This window comes from Desulfacinum hydrothermale DSM 13146, from assembly GCF_900176285.1.
GTDB lineage: Bacteria > Desulfobacterota > Syntrophobacteria > Syntrophobacterales > DSM-9756 > Desulfacinum > Desulfacinum hydrothermale.
This window is the reverse complement of record NZ_FWXF01000006.1, coordinates 57,440-77,709: the sequence shown is the minus strand read 5'-3', so window position 1 is coordinate 77,709 and position 20,270 is coordinate 57,440. Positions and strand designations below refer to the sequence as shown.

Genomic DNA, 20,270 nt, shown 5'->3' with positions numbered 1-20,270 from the left:
TGACTTGCTTCGATGGCAATAGTTAAATTTCATTGGAGGTGAGGTCCGGATCGATCTCAGGTGCTTTCGGACCCGCAAGCAGACCTCACGGTGTTCCTGTTCGATCACATGCTCCATGACAGAAGACCTCCCCAAGAGAAGATCGGTGCCGAGAGGGGGCGCCGGGTTTCCGGTAACGCCAGGACGGAAAGGAGGTGGCAGCATGAAGCTTAACGTGGTCGAAATATTGAAACATCTTCCCAAGACCAACTGCAAGGAATGTGGAGAGCCCACCTGCATGGCTTTTGCCGCCAGGCTGGCCAAGAAGGACATCGAATTGAAAGCGTGCCCCCCTTTGTTTACCAGTGAGTATGCAGCGCAACGGGAGGCCTTGGAAAACCTCCTGATGGGGGCCGTGGCGTAGCGGTGCTTATTGGGGTGTAAAAAGCGACAGCGAAAGTGGATTCTCCCACCGGGGGCCTTCGGACCATTCGAAGGCCCCAACTTTTTCGTGTCCCGTGATCTGTGGGTCGCGCAGGGTGAGGACCAAGGGGTGGACCCCGAAGTCTCCCCCCTTTTCCAAAGGGGGCGGGGGGATGGACGCCACGCCCAGGGCGGATCGCGGTCTATGGGGAATCCACCTGGGGGTCGGTGTCCAGTTTTTCCAAGGCTTCCCGGGCAACCTCCAGAAGATCGGGGCCCGGGTCGTTTTCTTCCAGCCATCTTTCCAAGACGCTGATCCAGGATCGGTCTCCCGCCAGACCGATGGCGTAGAGGATGTCTCCTTGGACGGATAGATGTGCCCCGTCCATGCGATCCCATAGGGGCGAAAGGTGGGAGCGGGCCAGGTCCGGGCGCGCCTCCGCCAATTCCTCCAACACCACCAGGGCGCCCAAACGTACGGACCATTCCGGATGGGTGAGAATGCGGGGAAAATCCTGCCACGCCCGATCGGAACGGGCCATGAGCCGCGCCACGTCTTCGGCTTTGCCTTCTTTGAGAAGCCGGATGGTGGCTGCTGCCGAGAGGGCCCCTCCTTCTTCCCGACAGACCACCTCCAACACCTCTCGGATCCTGACCTGCCCAGTCCATCGGAAGGTTTCGCCCAGAAGGAGCGTGGGCACGGCACGGATTCCCAGCGAGCGCGCTTGCTCAGGGAAGGAATCGGCATCGATCACTCGAACCAGGAGCCGGGGGGATGCCAAGGGCAGGGGAGCCAGGTCGAAGAGCGTGTGGGCGCAATGGGGGCAGTGGGGGGTGACATAAAGGGTCAATTCCCTGGGGCTTTCCAGGGAGGCCACCATCGAGAGCAGGTCCCTGTCGAGGGGGGGCGGTGTCGGCTGGGTACTGAGAGCCAGGATTTCCAGAAAAGGCCTCAATTCCGCTGCGTCCGGAACTCCGTGGAAGATCCAGCCGGCCCCTGGCAGGAGGGCGGGAAGGTCGTCCGATTCCCGCTCCAAAACCTCCACCGACACCTTGGGGACCAGACGGGCCAGTTCCCGGGCGAAATCTTCCAGCTTCGCACTGCGTGCATCCAGCGTCTTCTCCACGCTCAGATGGACGGATGCCGTCACATGGGCGCTCCACGCCCGCACGATCTCCTTTTCCCGTTCACCCCATCTCATGGCCGCTTTGCTCCTTGACCCATCCCGCATTGCCGATCACCTCTCTCTCATGGCATCACGCCCATGCGTGTTCGCACGGCGTCATCGAGCATCTTGGGCAGTCCGCCCTTGTCGGCGGGCTCGAACCCGAAGACCTTGCGCCAGATCCAAGGCCCTTCCATGCACAGGTACACGCATAGGTTGCGGTCCCAGCCCTTCAGGGCTTCGACCATCATGGAATAGAGCTGTATGCGAATGTCTCGAAAATAGCGGAGCTTTCCGTCCAGCCCGCGGATGAACTCCCCGGTGGTGATGCGCGTGCGCGGGTGGTTGTGAGCGATGATGGGCTTCAGCTCCGGCATGAAGCGAAAGGCCCCCAGGCTGATCCAGACCACCCGGGATGGATCGACGGCGTCCATGAGGGCGTCCAAGGTCTTGCGGTAGCCTTGGCGCCATCCGGGATAGTGGATCATGGGATCGAAGTGAAATCCCAGATAGTAACCCCACCGGGCGCATTTTTGGGCGGCTTCCAGCCGCGCTCGCAAGGAGGCGGCCCTGGATTCCTCCCGGCGGGTCACCTCTTGGGCGTTGAGGGACCAGGAGATGAGGGTGTGTCCGCCGTGGGGCAGGTCTTGCAATTGGTCCACGTGATCGGTCTTGGTCTTCAGTTCCAACACCGCGTTGGGACGGCGTGCGAAGAGAGGCACCAAGTCCTGGGAAAGGCCCGTCCACGGGTCCAATAGCAGGGAGTCGGTGAACTCCCCCGTGCCCACGCGATGGAGCCGATCGGGGTCCTGGTCCAGCCTTTCTTCCACCTCCCGGAGGAGATCGTCCGTGTTTCCGAAAAGCCGGAGATTGGGCTGGTTGAAGTAGGCCTGCAGGATGCAATAGGTGCAGTCGATGGTGCACTGGGTGCCGAAATGGATGATCTGGTAACCGCAGCAGTCGTAGACCCGGGTTCCGGGGCAGTTCCTCCAGAAGCGCCCCTTGAAGTGCTCCACTTCCAAAAGCCCCGCCACCCGGGCGGAAGCCGCGGGGACGGTCTCCACTTCCTGGAACCGGGCGTGGGGAAGTCGCTTACGGAGCCTTTGTACCAGCGGGCTTCGGCGGACTGCCTTTTCCACCAAGACGGTGCGGATGGGGGCTTTGAGCTTGTTCCCTGTCATGGGCGTCGCCGGTGTGCGAACGGTTAGTCCACGGATTCGAAGGCTTTCCAGATGGCCTGCATCTGGGAAGAGCGGCCAAAATCCCTTGCCCAGGAGATCTGGGCGTCCAGATCCAAAAGGTTCGTAAAGGTCAGTCGCAGCTCCCATCGGTCGCCTTCCAGGTGGGGCGGAGGGCTCAGGGCCACCGTGCGGGGCAGTCGGGCCGCTTCGATCTTCTCCCGGATCGTTTGAGTCTTGCGATAAAGCCGGGGGTAGCGCCAGCGTGCGACCAGATCCCGCACATGGGCGGTCTTTTCCCGTCGGTTCAGCTTGTGGGAGCTCGCCACGGCCGCAAGCTCTTCCCGCTGGAACACTTCCTGGAGCGGGCATTGATCGCGGACGGCCACCTCCTGGATCCGCTCCAGGATCTCCACCTGGATGGACGCGCTGCAGCGCAGGGCATCCAGGAGCTGCAAAGCGGCATGCCGTTCCCGTTCCTTCCAGGAAGCCAGCAGGAAAGCCGCCTTTTCTGAGACCACCTCCCGGCCCAGAAGTTCCAGGTGATGGGGCGGCCAGCCACCCACCTGGATCCAGCGCCATACGGCCCCCTCTTTGGACGACAGGCCCAGGGCCGGTAAGATCCTTCGCCGCAGTTCCTCTTCGGATGCAAGGGGAGCGTAGCGTGCGGCGATTTGAACCTTTTCGGCCAGGTTGAGCGGCCCACTGAAGATCTTGTCTTCCAGGCGCCTTTTGAGGATCCGCTCTTGCGGGGTCTCGGCGGGGTGAACCAGAAAGGGAGCCGTGGCGATGCCGGCTTGGCGCAGTCCCTCCATCCTTCGAAAGCCGTCCACCAGCGTGAACCGCCCGGGGCTTCTTTCCCAGGCCACCAGCGGCTGGATCAGACCCGCGGCTTTCAGGGACTGGAAGAGCGCCGCGTCGTCCCTGAAGCCGGGAAGGGAGAAGGTGGCATCTTCCAGATCCACGTCTTCCAGTGGCACCCTTTTCAGTTCCAGCTCCATTCACGCAACTCCTCGGGTCCTTCCACCCCTTAACCTTCCAACCCTTTGCCCGTGAGGCGTTCCAAGGCCTCCAGGTAGCGGGATCGAGTGTTTTCAACCACTTCTTGAGGAAGTTCCGGCGCGGGTTGGCCGTCCTTCCAGCCCGAGGCCACCAGGTAGTCCCGAAGATATTGCTTATCGAAACTTTCCGGATTGGAGCCCACCTGGTATCGATCGGCGGGCCAGAACCGGCTGGAATCGGGGGTGAGGACCTCATCGATCAGGATGAGTTTCCCGTCCAGAAGGCCGAACTCCAACTTGGTGTCGGCCAGGATGATACCCCGCTCGCGGGCGTGGGCGGCCCCCTTTTGATAGATGGAGAGCGAAAGATCCCGAACCTGTTCCGCCAGGTCCTTCCCGACGAGCCGCACCATCTCGTCGAAGGAAATGTTCTCGTCGTGCGCTCCTTTTTCGGCCTTGGTGGACGGGGTGAAGATGGGCTCCGGGAGCTGCTGCGCCAATTGAAGCCCTTGGGGAAGCCCAATGCCGCACACCGCTCCGGTTTTCTGGTAGTCCTTCCACCCGGATCCCACCAAGTAGCCGCGGACGATGCACTCCACGGGAAGGGGATGCGCCTTGCGCACCCACATGGTGCGTCCGGACAATTCCTCCCGGTACGGGCGGCACACCTCGGGAAAGCGGTCCGCATCGGTTGCCAGGAGATGGCTGGGGACCATTTCCTTGAAGAAATCGAACCAGAAGGCGGACACCTGGGTGAGGATCTTTCCCTTGTCAGGGATGGGGGTGGGCATGACCACGTCGAAGGCCGAGATCCGGTCCGTGGCCACGATGAGAAGAGAATCTCCCAAGTCATAGATATCACGCACTTTACCCCGGGAACGCAGGGTCAGACCGGCCAATTGGGTCTGGAAAACAGCGTTACCGTTCATGTCCTTGGCTCCTGTTCAGGTCGGTTTTCCGAGGGCAACGAGACCGTCAGCGCCCTCTTAACACAAGTTCCGCCCTTTGCCCAAGGGCTTTGGCCATTCCAAGTTGACCCTGTTCGCAAGCCTTTGATAAGGTGCCCATGATGGAGTGATTTTCCGGCAACGGGCACTGCGACGTGGCAACGAAGCGGGAGCATCGTGACGGGCGATGAATGACAGGCGATGGGAACGGAGCCCTTGCGCCACGGCGCGGTTCTGAGCTTCAGGCCTTCGTCCATTCCATGGAAGCCGGCTTGCCGGCCATGGTGACTTGGGCCGAGGCGGTTTCTGCTTCAGAGCTTGGTTTCCGTCGCGGATGAGGGACGGCGGCTTGCGGGAAGCCCGCCAGATTCGAGTGAAGGCACCTATGGAGACGAACGAAAAGAGCACGACGAAGGCATCGGGGAGTTTGGCGGCGCTCTTCGATGATTTGGAACGCAAGGAACTTTTCCGCAAGTATCTGATTTTTCTGGGATGGCTGGAAGTGGCCATCTTTGCGGGTTGCTGGATCTACCAGCTGGGAACGCGCGGCTATGATCGGTTCGGACCGGTGGAGATTCCCTTTCCCTGGAAGGCCTATTTCCTGGTGGCGTTTCTGGCGCCCGTGGCCGTCACCTTTCTCATCGGAACCATCATCGTGGGCTTCAATCTCTATTTGGGAGGGCATACCCCGGAGAAAGTCGATGGCGCGGAAACGCGGACCGAGAGCGGAGACGGGGAGCCTCGACCGGGAACGCATCGGGTGGCCGCGGCCGTGGACTGGCTCCAGAAGCTTCCCTATTTGGGGCTTCTGGTGGTTCTGGCGGCCGGGATCGGATTGGTCTACAAACTGGACGTGGTCCTGGATATTGTGGGCCGCGTGGGTGAACGGACGGTTCAGATCGTTCTCCTGGCGGGGGGCGCGATTTTGGGGCTGGCGGCGCTGTTCGCCCTGGTCTATTTGGTCCTAAACTACAAGCTGCGCAAGCGCTCCATGGAATACCAGTACAAGAGCGAGGTAGCGGAGCGCTACGGGCTGGTCATCCTGGAAGACAACACGGTGATCAACCGGGACGGGAAGCTCCTGGTCCGCGGCAGGAAGTGGAAAGACGCTGTGCCGCTCCTGGAAGCGCAGACCAGTCCCCCGCCGACGGCTTCCAACCGGGAAAGCCTGCCTCCGACGCCGTCGCCGGATCTCAATTCCTGATGGACCGGATCCATCCCTTCGAAAAGGAGACCGCTGACCATATCCAGCGCCATGGCCTGTGCCTTCCCGGCGAAACGTTACTGGTGGCCGTTTCGGGAGGGCCTGATTCCACGGCGCTTTTTTGTACCCTGCGGGCGCTCCGGCAGGCCCTGGAATACGAACGGCTGGTGGTGGCCCATTTCCATCACGGACTTCGGGGTTCCGATGCCGATGCGGATAAAAGGTTCGTCGCCGAAATGGCCCGACGCGCAGGGTGTTTTTTCGTCTCCGGCCGACAAGACGTGGAGGCGTACAGAAAGACAGAGGGGCAGGGACTTTCTCTGGAAATGGCTGCCCGGGAGTGCCGCCGCCGCTTTCTCTTCGTTGAGATGAAACGGCTGGGAGCCCATCGACTGGCGGTGGGACACACGGCGGACGACCAGGCCGAGGAGGTCCTGCTCCGTCTCCTGCGGGGCACGGGACCGGAGGGCATGGCCGCCATGCGATCCAAGACGCACGAGGGCATCGTGCGGCCCCTTCTCTGGGCGTCGCGCCGGGACGTGCTGGCCTACCTGAAGGACAAGGGGCAGCCCTATCGGGAAGACGCCACGAACCGTCAGCCCATCTGCCGGCGCAATCGGTTGCGCCTTCAGGTACTGCCGGAATTGGAACGCATATTTGAAGGGGACGTTCGAAGAGTCCTCTGCCGCCATGCCCAATTGGCCGCGCGGGATGCCGACTTTTGGGACTGCCTGCTGGGGTCCATTTGGAGCCGGTGCGTGCGGAAGGCAAAGGAAGGACGGGTGATCTTGGACCGGCGGCGTTTGGTCGAAGAGCATCCTGCCGTGCGCGGTCGCCTGCTGCGTCGAGCGCTGGAGTCCGTGGGGCTGGCCCGGGGCCTGTCCATGGAACACGTGGAAAACGTCCACCGCTTGGTAGCGAAGGCCCAGTCGGGTCGGGCGCTGGTGCTCCCCAAAGGGGTTCGGGTGGCCGTGGAAGGGGACCGCGTGGTGGTGACCGCCCCCGGAGAAGCCCATTTTCGTGGGGAAGCGCCGGTCGGGGATACCCTGCGGATGGAAGGGCCGGGGGAGTACACGTGGGGGCCGTGGCGAATCCATGTGATGCGCGTGGAGAATTTTCCGCCGCAGGGCCCGGCTCGGGAAGACCGCATCCGCCAAGGAGGGCCCTGGACGGTCCACATGGATGCCGAAGCCGTGGCGTGGCCCCTTGAAGTTCGCTCCTTCCGGCCCGGCGACCGGTTCCGCCCGCTGGGTATGGGGGGGAGCAAAAAAGTGCACGATCTTTTTGTGGACGCCAAGGTTCCCAAGAGCGACAGGGCCCGTGTGCCCATTGTGGTCGACCGGGAAAAGATCTGCTGGATCGCAGGCCATCGCCTGGACGATCGGGTGAGGGTGACGCCTGAGACCAGAAACGTCCTCGCGATCCGCTGCGAACGGATGGCTTCAAGGGCCCTTTGAGCAAGGCGGGGTGCTCTTTTCGCGGCCCTGGGTGATGGGGCGATGTATAGTGGCCCCCAAAAACGGGACCATATGCTAAATTGAGGATGAGCGATTCGAGAAAGGGGGTCCAAAGAGGGAAGAAGGAGATTTTCAGACGAGTTCAAGGCAAGGGTAGCCCTGGAAGCTATCAAAGGGCAAAGGACGGCCAATGAGCTTGCCCAGGAATTTGGTATTCATGTGAACCAGATCAATCTGTGGAAGAAGCAATTGCTTGAAGCGGCTCCTAAGGTATTCAGCAGGGGTAAGGACCGGGAAGCTGAGCGCATTGAGCAGGAACGGGACCGACTGTACCGCCAGGTTGGTCAACTGCAGGTAGAGGTGGACTGGTTAAAAAAAAGACCGGATTGCTGGACTGAGCGTTGCGCAAAAGCGTGCCATGATAGAGCCCAACAACGAGCAGTTAGGCGTTCGATGGCAATGTGACCTACTGGGGTTGGCATCTTTCGGCCGATAATGGTCCAGTAGATGTCAGCCAGACTGGTCCACGGATTTTCACCCGAGGTGGTCCAGTCGTTGTCGGCCGAAGTGGTCCAGTGAGGTGCCAGGGCGGTTCCTCCGAATAGAGCATGGTTTCCTCTCGCCTACACGTGAGAGGAGCAGCCTATTGGCAAGCGGAGGAAAACGACCGTGCGATCGCACGGCAATTGAAGATGAACCGAAAGACGGTGGCCCCTTTACGGGCGACAATTGACAACAACCCTGCCTTCCCGGGGTTGTTGTGTATGTAGGCGATCACCGCATCCAGCCACGCTTCGATGCGCTGACGCTTCCACTTCTCCCGCTCGTTTTCGGGCTTGGTTGCCAGTTCTTGGCCCAACTGCCGTAATCTCTCCTGTGGCAATGAATCGGCCAGGCGAAAGGTGATGGATTGGAGCAAGGCCGGCGCATCCAAATGAAGCAGATAACCCCGGCTGTACCAGCCTTTGTAAGCGTGATTCTCTTTACCGGGCTGGAGCCCGGTGTTCCCAGCCCGGTGTCCCCAGGGGCGGCGAACCAGGGCTCGACATCACTGGGAACGCCGAGCTCCGGCTCGGCAATACCTTCCGCAGCGAGGCGCAGGATCCCAGCCTACCAGGTAGGTGTTTCATGGCGCCATCTCCGGCTTTGCCAGCCGCACCCGGCCGGTGAGCAGGTGTTGCTGGGTTGCCCTTCCAATATAATGGACACACGTAGGCTACGATCCAAAAACAAGGGAGGCATCCATCCATTCAGGGGCTCTACACGGGTGACCACCACCAAAATCAACGACAAGGGACAAAGGATCCACATCCGAAATACTTCTGAGCCGGAGCCGATCCATGTGGAAATTTACAATGCCCTCGGACTTCCCCGCAGCCCCTTGAAAAGGGTCCTGAGCATCGCTTGAGAATTTGCAGTGAAGAATGAAAAACCACATTCTAAGAATAACAACAAGTTACGCAAAACAGTGACAAACTTGGGCTGGGAGGCTGTCCAACAATGAACTCTTGGCCTTTTGGGTCTTTCTGACACATGCAATTCAACTGTGCTACATGATGCTTTTTGAGCTTTGTCGAGGCGGGTTCAAAACCCGCCCCGACTCCCGCAAAGTTAGGCCGACCGCACGGGCCCACAGGAAGAATCTGGGCGTTCTCAGACAGGCTCCTAGCCGCTTCGGATGATGAGAAAATAGACGTTCACGGCCAGGATGCCCAGACAACCCACCGCGAAGGGTACGAGCTTTTCCAGGGTCAGAGGCTGGCCTGCAGGGGGCAGGGTGTGCTGGAGCAACAAGATGAAGCCCACGGCGGAACAGACGACCAGGAGGCTCTTGAAGGCCTTTTTCCACACGACCCAACCAAGAAAGAGGGTTGCGGCTATCCAGAAAACGGGCTGGTGCAACACCTGGGCCCAGTCCACGTTTCGAAGGGCCTCACCGGCCTTGGTCATGCTGTATTCTTTGAGGAATTGAACAAAAGCCTCCCAATACCTGCCCATGAACTCACCTCCAATGGCGGATGTCGAAGTGGGTGAACTCGTTCTGGTACGGCTCTTCCACCACTTCCACGTGGTCCACGCGGCTCAGCGGACTTCCCTTGTGGCACCACTGGACCACGCCGTCCACCGCCTCTTCATCCCCTTCGAACACGGCTTCCACGCGTCCGTCCGGCAGGTTACGTACCCAGCCGTTGACGCCGAACTGGAGCGCTGCGTCCTTGGTGTAGGCGCGGAAGAAGACTCCCTGAACCCTTCCCGAAATCCACACATGAACGCGTTTTTTTGCCATGGGTCTCCTCCCATGAAGGTCAAAAGGCACAAGATGGGAAGCGGATGGTGAACCCGTTGCTTCCGGTCGAGTGTACCCGGCTGCCTTTGGGTTACGCTTCCTCCCGTAAGGATCGAAGAAAGTCCTCTTCGTTCATGATCCGAACGTTCAGGGCTTTTGCCTTTTCCAGCTTGGATCCCGCCTTTTCGCCCGCCACCACCACGTCCGTCTTGGCGCTCACGCTGGAGGCCACGCGGGCTCCCAAAGCCTTCACCCTGTCGGCGGCTTCCTTGCGGCTCATGGACGCCAGGGTGCCCGTAAATACGACGGTTTTGTCAGGCCAGAAAGAGGATGCCCTTTCCACCGGCTCTGCTTCCGCGGGGCGGGGGGTGACCCCGGCGGCCAGGAGCCCTTCCACCATCTTGTTGTTTTCTTCATTTTCAAAATATCGAACGATGCTGTCGGCGACTTTATCTCCCACCCCGTCGATGGCCGTCAGCTCTTCACGACCGGCCTCCCGAAAGGCCTGGAAAGTCTTGAAATGGCCTGCCAAGACGGAGGCCAGATGGACGCCCACCAGTTGAATCCCCAAGGCGTTGATAAAGTTGGCCAGCTCCGGGGTCTTGCTTTCCTGGATGGCGCGGATCAAATTGGCCGCGCTCTTTTCGGCGAAACCGGGCAGTTTCAGAAGGTCTTCTTCGGTCAGGCGGTAGAGGTCGGCGGGATTTTTCACCAGCCCTTCGTCCACCAGCATGGAAATGATCTTCTGGCCCAATCCATCGATGTCCATGGCGTCGCGGCCGGCAAAATGCCGGATGGCCGCCTTGACCTGGGCCGGGCAGCTCTTGTTGAGACACCGATGGACCACTTCGCCTTCCAAACGCACCACCGGCCCGTGGCACGAGGGGCATTGGCTCACCATGTGGAAGGGGCGTTCCTGGCCCGTTCTCTTTTCCGTGACAGGCCGAAGCACTTCGGGAATCACGTCCCCGGCCCTCTGAACGATGACCTCGTCTCCGATCCGAACGTCCTTTCGCTGGATCTCGTCCAGATTATGAAGGGTGGCGCGTCGGATGGTGACCCCTCCCACGGACACCGGTTCCAAGTGGGCCACGGGCGTGAGAACCCCCGTGCGTCCCACCTGCACCTGAATGTCCACGATGCGGGTGCGGGCCTGATGGGGAGCAAATTTGTACGCAATGGCCCACCGAGGGCTTCGGGTCTTTTCGCCCAAGATCCTTTGCCATTCCAGCCGGTCGACCTTGACCACCACGCCGTCCACTTCGTAGGCCAGATCAGGGCGCTGTCGTTCGATGCGTTCGTAATAGGCCAGGACCTGGTCGATGCCCCGGCAGCGCTGCGAGAGAGGATTGACCGGAAGGCCCCACTGCCTCAACCCCTGCAGCAGGTCCCATTGGGTTTGGAAGGAAGCGCCCTCCAATATGCCGACGCCATAAAAGAAGGCCTTGAGCGGGCGGCTGGCCGTGATGGATGAATCCAACTGGCGCAGGGATCCGGCGGCGGCGTTTCGGGGATTGGCAAACGGGGGCTCTCCGGCTTCTTCCCGATCCCGGTTGAGCGCTTGGAAGGCCTTGCGGTCCATGTAGACTTCCCCGCGTACGGTGAGCCTTTCCGGAATCGGAGGCCCGTCGGGCGGGGAAAAGAGACGCCAGGGAACGGCGCGGATGGTCTTCACGTTGGGCGTCACATCTTCTCCCCGGTATCCGTCGCCCCGGGTACCGGCCCGTATCAGCTTCCCCTCTTCATACAAGATCTCCACCGCCAGACCGTCCATCTTGGGCTCGGCCGTGTAGACGATGGGCTCCGTCAGGCCCAGCAGCTTGGCCACCCTCCGGTCGAATTCCACCATCTCTTCCCGGTCCATGGCATTTTCCAGACTCAGCATGGGAACCGGATGTATGAACGGCTCGAATTGTTCCAGGGGGGCGAAGCCCACCCGCTGCGTGGGTGAATCGGGGGAGGCGAACTCGGGATGGGCTTCCTCCAGGCGAACCAATTCCCGAAAGAGCGCATCGTATTGGGCGTCACTGATCTCAGGATCATCCAAGGCGTAGTAGCGATAGTTGTGGTAACGGATCTGTCGGCGAAGCTCTTCGATACGCCTTCGGACGGAATCTTTGGATGGGGTGGTCGTCATGGATTTGCCTTGACTCTCTCTCTTCACCGTCCGCCCACTCCTGATGATTCAGAAACGGCGAACCAACGTGGGCTCGTTTCTTGGCCGGCGGAACACATTGTCCTTGAGAGTCCAGAGCCCCGGGTCCGCATGAAAGGGAACCCATTCCTGCGTTCGCGGCCAGGCTTCTGGGGGCTGGGGTCTGCGGCCCCCATGGCGGCCGCTCGTGCTCCTCGCTTTGGATTCCCAGTCGCACATCACCGTACGCCTTCCGGGTCCAAGGAAAATCCGCCGGCCCAGGCCGCCGCCTGCAGGAGGCCGAAAGAACCGGAAAGCATCATGTCCCCGAAGGGGGCGGCAAAAAGGCTGGGATCTTCGAAAAACCGACGCCGCTGGGGACCGGTGACCAGAAGCCTGTGGAACGCTCCCTCCAGAGCGGCGTCCCCGTAAGCGCAACCATGCCCGTTATCGTCGAAGATCTCCTGGTTCGTCAATTCTTTCCTTTTCAGAGCTTCCAGGTGACGGGTGAGCTTGTCGGCTGTGAGTTGGCCCGTGTGGTGTTCATAGATGGCGAAGACCTGATAGTGGCGTACCAGGGCCGCCACCGTGTGGAAGTTTCCCACGTTGACCACCATGAGCCCGTCTTCGTTCCACCGGGCACCCCGAGGATCCAGGAGTGCCCCCAGGATGGCCGCCGTTCCCGTATCCAAAACCAGGGCGCCGGGGGCCGTGTGGCAGACGGCCTTCATCCGGGTCATGTAGGCGGGCGGGGGTGTGGTGGCCAGTCGTTTCAGATCTCCTCCCGAGGTGAGAAATTCCCGCCAATAGCGAAAGCGGAAGAGGCGGTTGCTCTCATGGGGGGAAAAGCCATGGTCCTGGACCGCCACGGCGATCTGCTCCGGCAACCTGAGGTCGAAAAGTTCCAGGGCCTTGCCCAGACGCTCCGATTCCAGGTCCTGAAGGACTACTGGGGTGGCGCCGGGTGGGGGTGTGTCCACAATCTCCACGCCCATGGCCTGGACTTTGGCCAGATCGTCGTGGAGGGTGCGGGCCGGGTCCGGAAGGGCATAAACCTTGAGCCCCGCCTCCAGGTGCCGGCGGACCGCCCGGCCCGACGGACCGCCTCCCATGGTCCGCCCCACCAGGACCACGTCCTTGCCTGCCTGCCGGAGCCTTTCCAGCTCGCGGGCCACCCGCACCGTGGGGGAAGGCAGGATCATCTTGAGCGCGTTTTCAAGCAGTTGCCCTTCGTACCAGCACAACACATCCTGGGTGCCGCCTCCCACGTCCACCGCCAAAACACCGCGTGTTTTCTGCATAGAAGTCCATCCTTTAAGGTCTCGACATGGATCGAACATCGCCTGATCCCGACGATTCGACATTTCGTGGCTGTCCATGGTGGCCCATGGGCGCGTGCCCATAAAACCTTGCCTTTCGATGATTGAAAATACACGGAGCGTTGTTTGTGACCCGCCACTTGACGTGCCTCATGACGTCTTTCTTGTTCCCAGGGGTTCGTGCGCCGGGATCTGGCCGGGAATGGAGGAGCCATCTGGGCGCTTCCAGGCCGGCCTTTAGCTGCTCAGGGCTTGCAGAATCCGCTGGGGAAGGCGCTTTCGGGTCCGGATAAATCCAGGATCCTTGAATCCATGACGCCACCTGAGATGGGACAGGTCGTCGGATACCACCAAGACGCCGGCGAATTCGATTCCTCGGAACGCGGCCACCGTGAGCAGGGCCGCCATCTCCATCTCAACCCCCAAAACACCCCGGTCCTGGTAGGCGAGAACCTTTGCTTCCGTCTCCCTGTACGGGGCGTCCGTGCTCCAGACGCTTCCTTCATGAAGGGTCAGTTGGGATTGGGCCAGCGCCCGGCGCAAGGCATGGAGCAGGGCGGGGGAGGGGCGGGCGGGCCCTTGCAAGGGATAATGGGCGGAGGTGCCTTCTTCGGAGAAAGCTTTCGTGGGCAAAACCACATCACCCACCGCCACGGCGGGCTGCAGCGAACCGCACCAACCGTAAGCGATCACACGGCGCACTCCCAGGGCGATCGCTTTTTCCATCACCAGGACAGCCTGCGGCGCTCCCAGCATGGGACCGAGGACGGCCACCGGCGTGCCCTCAAAATCACCCGCCACCGCGTCCGCCAAAAAGATCCGATGGGGCCTTTCCCAGCGCCGGCTCAAAAGAGATCGGCAAGCCTGCTGGTCCTGGGGTGTGAACGCCATCACCGCATGGGCAGGGAGAGTGGGATCCTTTCGGGATCGTTGGGGCTCAATGAGTGGTCGGGAGCTTGCCAATGGCATGGCGGGGATCGATGCACACCAAACCGGTTCGATCGCCCAGCGTCGAACCGGTTTGGAGGGGATGATTTATTGAACAGTTTATTGGACAGCTTCTTTGAGCTTGCTGCCTGCCTTGAACTTGATCACCTTGCTGGCGGCGATGGTGATCGCCTCGCCCGTACGCGGGTTGCGGCCTTCCCGGGCGGCCCGTTCCGCCACGCTGAAGGTTCCAAAACCCACCAGGGTCACCTTGTCCCCCTGGGCCAGGGTTTCGGTCACGGCGTCAACAAAGCTGTTGAGCGCCTTTTCCGCGGCGGCCTTGGTGATGCCCGCATCGTCTGCCATTTTTGCCACAAGATCTGCCTTCGTCATTCTTTCCTCCTCTTGGTTCATGGTTCCCCGAAAAACCAACCAACTCCTCTGATGAATGCCTTGGGGGGGGAGCGTCCAGACTGCAACGGAAGATTAAGCCACGTGAACATAAGCTCGCAAGACGCAGAGAAATTATACCGCCCGATCAAGGCTTTGCAAGCCTTTAATCGATCAAAACCCGCATGAAATAAAGAAAAATCTGCCTGTCGCATCGCTCGCGCTTTCCTTCAAAAGTCCGCAATGAACAAAAAATGCTGTGATAACAGAAACGTGCGCATCGTGGGGGCTTTATTGTCTTTTGTAAGGGAAGAGAACAAAGCGCATCTCATACTTCCTTGCAACGCGCGATGGTTACTTTTTTTTGACCTTATGTGGCGGTCTATGGTAGCCTCCGGTCCCGAGATGAAGCGCATTCGTTTTTCCAAGAAATCGAGTCCATGGGTCCGGCGCAAGCCCCGAGGTCCCAGGGCGATCAAGCTCCTGGGCGTGGCTGCCCTTCTTGCGGTGGCGGTCTTTGCGGGAATGCGCCAGGTGCACACCCCCCCCTCCAACGGGCCTTCGGGGGTGCAGGGACAGCCGTCTCCTGCGGGATCCGTCCCGCCGGAAGGGAGATCAACGCAAAACCCGCCTGCCGCTTACGACGATATCTTTTCGCTGGAACAAAACTACTGGGCGCGGTTGGAAAAGCGCACGCACCAGGTCGTGAAAGGCGACAGCCTGTACAAGATCTTGCAGGAAGCGGGTCTTCCGGCCGGTTGCGTGCTGGAGTGGAAAGAGACGTGCCCCTGGTTTTGCCGCCCTGACCGGATCCGTCCGGGAGACCGCTTGGCTGTCTATACGGACAAGAATACCGGCGAGCCGGTGCGTGTGGAATACACGGATAAGGACGGCAAGCAATCGGTGCTCGCCAAAGTGGGAAACACATGGGTATGTCGGGATAAGGGGCAGGGTGCTTTCGTTCTGCAGCAGGCGGTATCGGGAACCGTCACCGATAACCTCTACACATCCTGCCTCCGCGCCGGGCTGCCTGCTTCCCTGATCATGGAACTGGCGGATATCTTCGCCTTCGACATCGATTTCAATACCGATCTGAGAACGGGGGATACCTTCGCCGTCTATTTTGATCAGACGGTGCGAGACGGGCGTCGGGTGAAAGCGGGACCGATACGGGCCGCCACCATGCGTGTTTCGGGGCGAACCTACGAGGCCCACTACTATGAGCTTCCGGACGGGTATGGGGATTATTTCGACGAGAAGGGACGGTCCCTTCGCAAGATGTTCCTCAAGGCCCCTTTGAGTTACCGACGGATCAGCTCCACCTTCACCTACCGCCGGTTTCACCCCATCCTGAAGATCTACCGCCCTCACCTGGGCATCGACTATGCCGCCCCGACCGGCACCCCGGTGAGCGCCCTGGGCGACGGGAAGGTGATCTTCAGGGGCTGGAAGGGCGGCTTCGGCCGTTTCGTGGCGATCAAGCACAACGCCACTTACAAAACGACCTATGGACATCTTTCCCGATTCGCCAAGGGTCTCAAGGTGGGTTCCCGAGTCAAACAGGGGGAGGTGATCGGCTATGTGGGACAGAGTGGCCTGGCCACGGGCCCACACCTGGATTTTCGCTTCTACAAAAACGGAAAGCCCATCAATTTTTTGAAAACCACTTTTCCCCATGCCAGATCGGTTCCCAAGAAGCTGCTGGCCGATTTTCAAGCCACCCGCCGGCGACATCTGGCCAAGCTCCAAGAGACCGCCGTCGCCCGGGTGGAGGCACCATCCGCCGACAGCCCATGAAGTCCGATCCCGCCGTCTCCTATGCCGAAGTGGCCATTCCCAACGGCCCGGCCGAACCGCTCCACTACCGCATTCCCACTGCCTTGAAGCCCAGGGTTCAGTCGGGCGTTCGTGTCCTGGTTCCCTTGGGGCGCCGTGAGGCCCTGGGGATCGTTGTCGGTGTGGCCCGGACCTTGCCCGATCCGGCCCTGGAAAAGGGCCTGAGGGATGTGGCGGTCGTGCTGGACCAGCGGCCGGTGCTGCCCGCGGATCTTATGAAGCTGTGCCGGTGGATGGCTTCCTACTACCTGCACCCCCTCCCTGCCGTGCTGGAGACGGCGCTTCCCACGGGACTTTTGGCAAAGCCCGTCGTGCGCTACCGGTTGACTGAAGAAGGCGCTCAGGGGTTGGGGGCTCCGGGGAGATCGGCGCCCCGCTCGGCGGGGGCCCGGGCCCTGGAGGAGGCCCTGAAGCTCTCCGGGGCCATCCCGCGCAAAGAGCTTCGGGCTCTGCCCAGGGGCTGGAAGGCGCACGCCCAAAGACTGGAAGAAAAAGGCTGGATCCAAAGGGATTATGTGTGGCCCGCCGCCCAGCCGTCCCAAAGGGTGGTTCGCATGATCCACCTGGTGCAGGAACCGCCGCCGGAGCGGGTGGCCCGGAGTCCATATCTGCGGAGCTTTCTGGAGGTGCTCCTGGAAGCGGGCGGGACCTGCAGCCTTGGCCACCTGCGCAACCGGGCGGCCCATGTGCACTACTGGGTCAAGAAGCTCCAAGACGAAGGCTTTCTGCGGGTGGAGGATCGGGAGGTGGTCCAGGAATCGCCCTTCGCCCAGGCCATGGCCCCCACCGCTCCCATGGCCCTGACGCCGGACCAAGACCAGGTGGTGACCCGGGTAGGCCAAACCTTGACGGCCGGTGCCTTCCACCCCTTCGTTCTTTTCGGCGTGACGGGTAGCGGCAAGACGGAAGTCTATCTGGCCCTGATCGAACGGGTGTTGGCCGCCGGCAGGACGGCGTTGGTGCTGGTGCCGGAGATCGCCTTGAGCACCCAGCTGGAGGCGCTCTTTCGCTCCCGTTTCGGCCGTCGGCTGGCCGTCTGGCACAGCGGCTTGTCGCCCGGGGTGCGGGACGATCAATGGAAGAAGATCGTGGGGGGCGAAAGCCCGGTGGTCCTGGGTGTCCGCTCGGCGGTCTTCAGCCCGCTTCCCAATCTGGGGCTCATCGTGGTGGACGAGGAGCACGACGGCTCCTACAAACAGGACGACCGGCTTCGCTACCATGCCCGGGATGCTGCGCTCATGCGGGCCCGCCTGCTGGACATCCCGGTTCTTCTCGGTTCAGCCACCCCCTCCCTCCAGTCCATTCACCATTGGCGGCAGGGTCGTTACGAGCTCCTTCGGCTTCAAAAACGCGTGGAAGATCGGCCTTTGCCGCAGGTTGCCGTCGTGGACATGCGCCGGCACCGGGGACCGTTTCGCATCCTGTCGCCCGAGCTGCAAAAGGCGCTGGGTGAAACCCTGGAACAGGGCCGGCAGGCGATTCTTTTTCTCAACCGCCGGGGCTTTGCCACCTTCTTTTTGTGCCGCACGTGCGGCTACGTGCTTCAATGTCCCCATTGTGCTGTGAGCGTCACCTATCATCAAAGCAGCGATCGTCTTCAATGCCACTATTGTGGCTGGGAAGCCCAGGTGCCGGGGGCCTGCCCCGTGTGCCAGAAACATGCGCTCATTCCCTTCGGGTTCGGCACCGAGCGTGTGGAAGAGGAATGCAAGAAAGCCTTTCCTGATGTGGAAACGGTTCGTATCGATCGCGATGCGGTGAGCCGCCCGGGACAGCTGGTCCAGTCCCTGAACGTGTTTCGTTCCGGCAAGGCCCGGGTGCTCATCGGCACCCAGATGGTGGCCAAAGGCCACGACTTTCCCGACGTGACGCTGGTGGGCGTGATCAATGCCGACACGGCCCTCCAGGTGGCCGATTTCCGTTCGGGGGAGACCACGGTGCAGCTGCTCTTGCAAGTGGCGGGTCGTGCCGGCCGCGGCGACGCCCCGGGGCGCGTGCTGGTCCAAACCTACAACCCTCGCCATCACGCCATCCAGGCGGCTGTGCACATGGACTATCTGCAGTTTTGCGAAGCGGAACTGGCGTCCCGCCAGGAGCTCCAATACCCGCCCTTTACCCGGATGGCTCGCCTGCTGGTGACCGCCCCCGAATCGGAGGCCGCGGGACGGGCGGCGCGCCAATGCGCCCAGGAGGCGGAGCAGCTCAAAGCCGCCTTCGAAAAGAACCGCCGTCCCATCGCACTCATGGGCCCTGCCCCCGCTCCGATCCAAAAACTCAAGGGGCGTTTCCGGTGGAACCTGTACATCAAAGCATGGAGCCATGCGCATTTGCAGCCGTTTTTGGAATCGTTGATGGATCGGCTCAAAGCGAGCAAGCTGCCCCGCACGGTCCACGTGGTGGTGGATCGGGATCCCCTGTCCAGTTTGTGAGGGTGGCGGAGTCCCCCGGGTTCGCCTTGAAATTCCGTACCGACATGTTTAGAGTCAGTGAGTCGGCGGGACATCGGAGGTTTCGTGCGACCATCTAAGGAAAGAGAGGACTGTGATGGCGATTCTCAATATATGCGTGTACCCGGACCCGGTCCTGCGGCAAAAGGCGCAGCCCATTGAGAGGGTGGATGCCGGTATCCGAAAGCTCATCGACGATATGGCCGAAACCATGTACGACGCACCGGGCATCGGGCTGGCGGCCAACCAGGTGGGGCGTCCCCTTCGGCTCATCCTGGTGGATCTGCAGCGGGAAGAGGATGACCACGGACTCATCGTTCTGGTCAATCCGGAGATCGTGGAAGCCTCCGGGCAGGTCATTGGGGAAGAAGGGTGCTTGAGCGTTCCCGACTTCTTTTCCAATGTGAAACGGCACGAATCGGTGGTGGTCCGAGGGCTCGACGCCGATGAAAACCCGGTGGAGATCCGCGCCGACGGCCTTCTGGCGGTGGCGCTGCAGCACGAAATCGATCACCTGGAGGGGCGGCTCTTCATTGATTATCTCAATCCTATCAAGCGGGACATCTTCAAGCGGAAATGGAAAAAGCGGATCAAAGAGGCCCAAACAGCCTGACAGAAATCTTTCCCCGCCTGGTGTTTCTGGGTACTCCCGATTTTGCCGTTCCCACCCTGGAAGAGCTGGCCAAGCGGGGCGCGGACATTGCCCTGGTGGTGACCCAGCCGGACCGTCCCAAGGGGCGGGGCAGGAAGCCGGCGCCTTCGCCTGTGAAGATCGCCGCCCAGCGGCTGGGGCTTTCGGTCTACCAGCCGGAAAGGATCCGGCATCCGGAAGCGGTGGAGCGCCTTCTGTCGTTGGATGCCCAATGCCTGGTGCTGGTGGCCTACGGGCAGCTCCTTCCCAAGGCCCTGCTGGAAGGCTTTCCGCTGGGGGCCCTCAATGTGCATCCCTCTCTTTTGCCCAAATACCGTGGTGCAGCGCCCATCCAGCGGGCTCTTATGAACGGGGAAGAAGAAACGGGCGTTTCGATCATGCTCATGGACGAAGGCATGGACACGGGCCCGGTGCTGGCTGTGCAGCGGGTGCCCATCCAGCCGGAAGATACGGCCGGAACGCTTCATGACCGTCTGGCGGCGCTGGGAGCCGAGCTCATGTGCCGCACGTTGGCCCAGTGGAATGCCGGACGGTGCCGCCCCATGGCCCAAGACGACCATCTGGCCTGCCCGGCGCCTCCCATCCAGAAGGGAGAGATCCGGGTCGACTGGGGCCGCCCTGCTCAACAGGTGGCCAACCAGATTCGCGCCCTGGACCCCTGGCCGGGTGCCTACACAACCCACCGGGGAAAGCGCCTCAAGCTCTTCCGGGCCCGCCCGTCCCAACTGAATGTTTCGGGGCGCCCCGGCGAGGTTCTGGGAGAGTGCGAGGACGGTTTGCTGGTGGCGGCGGGAGACGGCAAGGCGGTCCTCATCGGTCGCTTGCAAGGGGAAGGGAAGAGAGCTCTGGATGCCCAGGAATTCCTGCGCGGTCATGCCCTTCCCGCCGGGGATCTTCTCCAGTAAATCACAGGGGGTTTCCCG

20 protein-coding genes are annotated in these 20,270 nt (G+C 61.3%); 9 read left to right on the top strand and 11 right to left on the bottom strand.

Annotated features, from left to right (window positions below):
* Positions 1–202: 202 nt before the first annotated feature.
* Entirely contained in the window at positions 203–403 is a 201-nt protein-coding gene (locus B9A12_RS07060; protein ID WP_170920417.1) for a (Fe-S)-binding protein, read from the top strand.
* Positions 404–605: 202 nt separating this feature from the next.
* On the opposite strand, the gene B9A12_RS07055 is transcribed toward B9A12_RS07060, so the two are convergent.
* The 4 genes from B9A12_RS07055 to B9A12_RS07040 are packed head-to-tail and all read right to left on the bottom strand — an operon-like array spanning position 606 to position 4,676.
* Entirely contained in the window at positions 606–1,604 is a 999-nt protein-coding gene (locus B9A12_RS07055) for a thioredoxin family protein (RefSeq protein ID WP_084057188.1), read from the bottom strand.
* A gap of 47 nt (positions 1,605–1,651) precedes the next feature.
* Complete coding sequence (locus tag B9A12_RS07050; protein WP_084057187.1) at positions 1,652–2,749, bottom strand: SPL family radical SAM protein; 1,098 nt, start codon at positions 2,747–2,749, stop codon at positions 1,652–1,654.
* A 23-nt stretch (positions 2,750–2,772) separates the two neighbouring features.
* The gene (locus B9A12_RS07045) at positions 2,773–3,747 is read right to left on the bottom strand and encodes a ParB/Srx family N-terminal domain-containing protein (RefSeq protein WP_084057186.1); all 975 of its coding nucleotides are present in this window, start codon (positions 3,745–3,747) and stop codon (positions 2,773–2,775) included.
* Positions 3,748–3,776: 29 nt separating this feature from the next.
* Entirely contained in the window at positions 3,777–4,676 is a 900-nt protein-coding gene (locus B9A12_RS07040) for a phosphoribosylaminoimidazolesuccinocarboxamide synthase (protein WP_084057185.1), read from the bottom strand.
* Positions 4,677–5,079: 403 nt separating this feature from the next.
* Between B9A12_RS07040 and B9A12_RS07035 the strand changes: the two genes are divergently transcribed.
* The 3 genes from B9A12_RS07035 to B9A12_RS17945 all read left to right on the top strand — a co-directional run bounded on the left by B9A12_RS07035 (position 5,080) and on the right by B9A12_RS17945 (position 7,820).
* Positions 5,080–5,898 (top strand): hypothetical protein, encoded by an 819-nt coding sequence (locus B9A12_RS07035; RefSeq protein ID WP_084057184.1) that lies wholly within the window; start codon positions 5,080–5,082, stop codon positions 5,896–5,898.
* Complete coding sequence (tilS, locus tag B9A12_RS07030) at positions 5,898–7,355, top strand: tRNA lysidine(34) synthetase TilS (protein WP_084057183.1); 1,458 nt, start codon at positions 5,898–5,900, stop codon at positions 7,353–7,355. Before B9A12_RS07035 ends, tilS begins: the two co-directional genes overlap by 1 nt.
* 93 nt (positions 7,356–7,448) lie before the next feature.
* Entirely contained in the window at positions 7,449–7,820 is a 372-nt protein-coding gene (locus tag B9A12_RS17945) for a transposase (protein ID WP_139796540.1), read from the top strand.
* A 178-nt stretch (positions 7,821–7,998) separates the two neighbouring features.
* On the opposite strand, the gene B9A12_RS07020 is transcribed toward B9A12_RS17945, so the two are convergent.
* Complete coding sequence (locus tag B9A12_RS07020; protein ID WP_084057182.1) at positions 7,999–8,214, bottom strand: hypothetical protein; 216 nt, start codon at positions 8,212–8,214, stop codon at positions 7,999–8,001.
* 408 nt (positions 8,215–8,622) lie between these two features.
* Here B9A12_RS07020 and B9A12_RS17300 point away from each other — a divergent pair, with 408 nt between their 5' ends.
* Positions 8,623–8,763 (top strand): hypothetical protein, encoded by a 141-nt coding sequence (locus tag B9A12_RS17300; protein WP_212636856.1) that lies wholly within the window; start codon positions 8,623–8,625, stop codon positions 8,761–8,763.
* 257 nt (positions 8,764–9,020) lie between these two features.
* On the opposite strand, the gene B9A12_RS07015 is transcribed toward B9A12_RS17300, so the two are convergent.
* The 6 genes from B9A12_RS07015 to B9A12_RS06990 form a co-directional block, all read right to left on the bottom strand.
* On the bottom strand, positions 9,021–9,353 hold the full coding sequence (locus B9A12_RS07015; RefSeq protein ID WP_084057181.1) for a hypothetical protein: 333 nt from the start codon (positions 9,351–9,353) through the stop codon (positions 9,021–9,023).
* Positions 9,354–9,357: 4 nt separating this feature from the next.
* Positions 9,358–9,642 (bottom strand): acylphosphatase, encoded by a 285-nt coding sequence (locus B9A12_RS07010; RefSeq protein ID WP_084057180.1) that lies wholly within the window; start codon positions 9,640–9,642, stop codon positions 9,358–9,360.
* Between the two features lie 91 nt (positions 9,643–9,733).
* Positions 9,734–11,779 (bottom strand): NAD-dependent DNA ligase LigA, encoded by a 2,046-nt coding sequence (ligA, locus tag B9A12_RS07005; RefSeq protein WP_084057283.1) that lies wholly within the window; start codon positions 11,777–11,779, stop codon positions 9,734–9,736.
* Between the two features lie 236 nt (positions 11,780–12,015).
* Entirely contained in the window at positions 12,016–13,077 is a 1,062-nt protein-coding gene (locus B9A12_RS07000) for a DUF1786 domain-containing protein (protein ID WP_084057179.1), read from the bottom strand.
* Between the two features lie 255 nt (positions 13,078–13,332).
* Positions 13,333–13,986 (bottom strand): nucleoside phosphorylase, encoded by a 654-nt coding sequence (locus B9A12_RS06995; RefSeq protein ID WP_170920416.1) that lies wholly within the window; start codon positions 13,984–13,986, stop codon positions 13,333–13,335.
* A gap of 156 nt (positions 13,987–14,142) precedes the next feature.
* Positions 14,143–14,436 carry an HU family DNA-binding protein gene (locus tag B9A12_RS06990; RefSeq protein WP_281247906.1) on the bottom strand — a complete coding sequence of 98 codons (294 nt, stop codon included), beginning with the start codon at positions 14,434–14,436 and terminating at the stop codon, positions 14,143–14,145.
* Between the two features lie 381 nt (positions 14,437–14,817).
* Between B9A12_RS06990 and B9A12_RS06985 the strand changes: the two genes are divergently transcribed.
* The 4 genes from B9A12_RS06985 to fmt all read left to right on the top strand — a co-directional run bounded on the left by B9A12_RS06985 (position 14,818) and on the right by fmt (position 20,252).
* Positions 14,818–16,209 (top strand): peptidoglycan DD-metalloendopeptidase family protein, encoded by a 1,392-nt coding sequence (locus B9A12_RS06985; protein ID WP_170920415.1) that lies wholly within the window; start codon positions 14,818–14,820, stop codon positions 16,207–16,209.
* The gene (priA, locus tag B9A12_RS06980; RefSeq protein ID WP_084057176.1) at positions 16,206–18,677 is read left to right on the top strand and encodes a replication restart helicase PriA; all 2,472 of its coding nucleotides are present in this window, start codon (positions 16,206–16,208) and stop codon (positions 18,675–18,677) included. The genes B9A12_RS06985 and priA overlap by 4 nt, the downstream gene beginning before the upstream one ends.
* A gap of 115 nt (positions 18,678–18,792) precedes the next feature.
* Complete coding sequence (gene def, locus B9A12_RS06975; RefSeq protein WP_084057175.1) at positions 18,793–19,308, top strand: peptide deformylase; 516 nt, start codon at positions 18,793–18,795, stop codon at positions 19,306–19,308.
* Positions 19,272–20,252, top strand: a complete 981-nt coding sequence (gene fmt / locus B9A12_RS06970) for a methionyl-tRNA formyltransferase (RefSeq protein ID WP_084057174.1) — start codon at positions 19,272–19,274, stop codon at positions 20,250–20,252. The genes def and fmt overlap by 37 nt, the downstream gene beginning before the upstream one ends.
* The last annotated feature ends 18 nt before the right edge of the window (positions 20,253–20,270 follow it).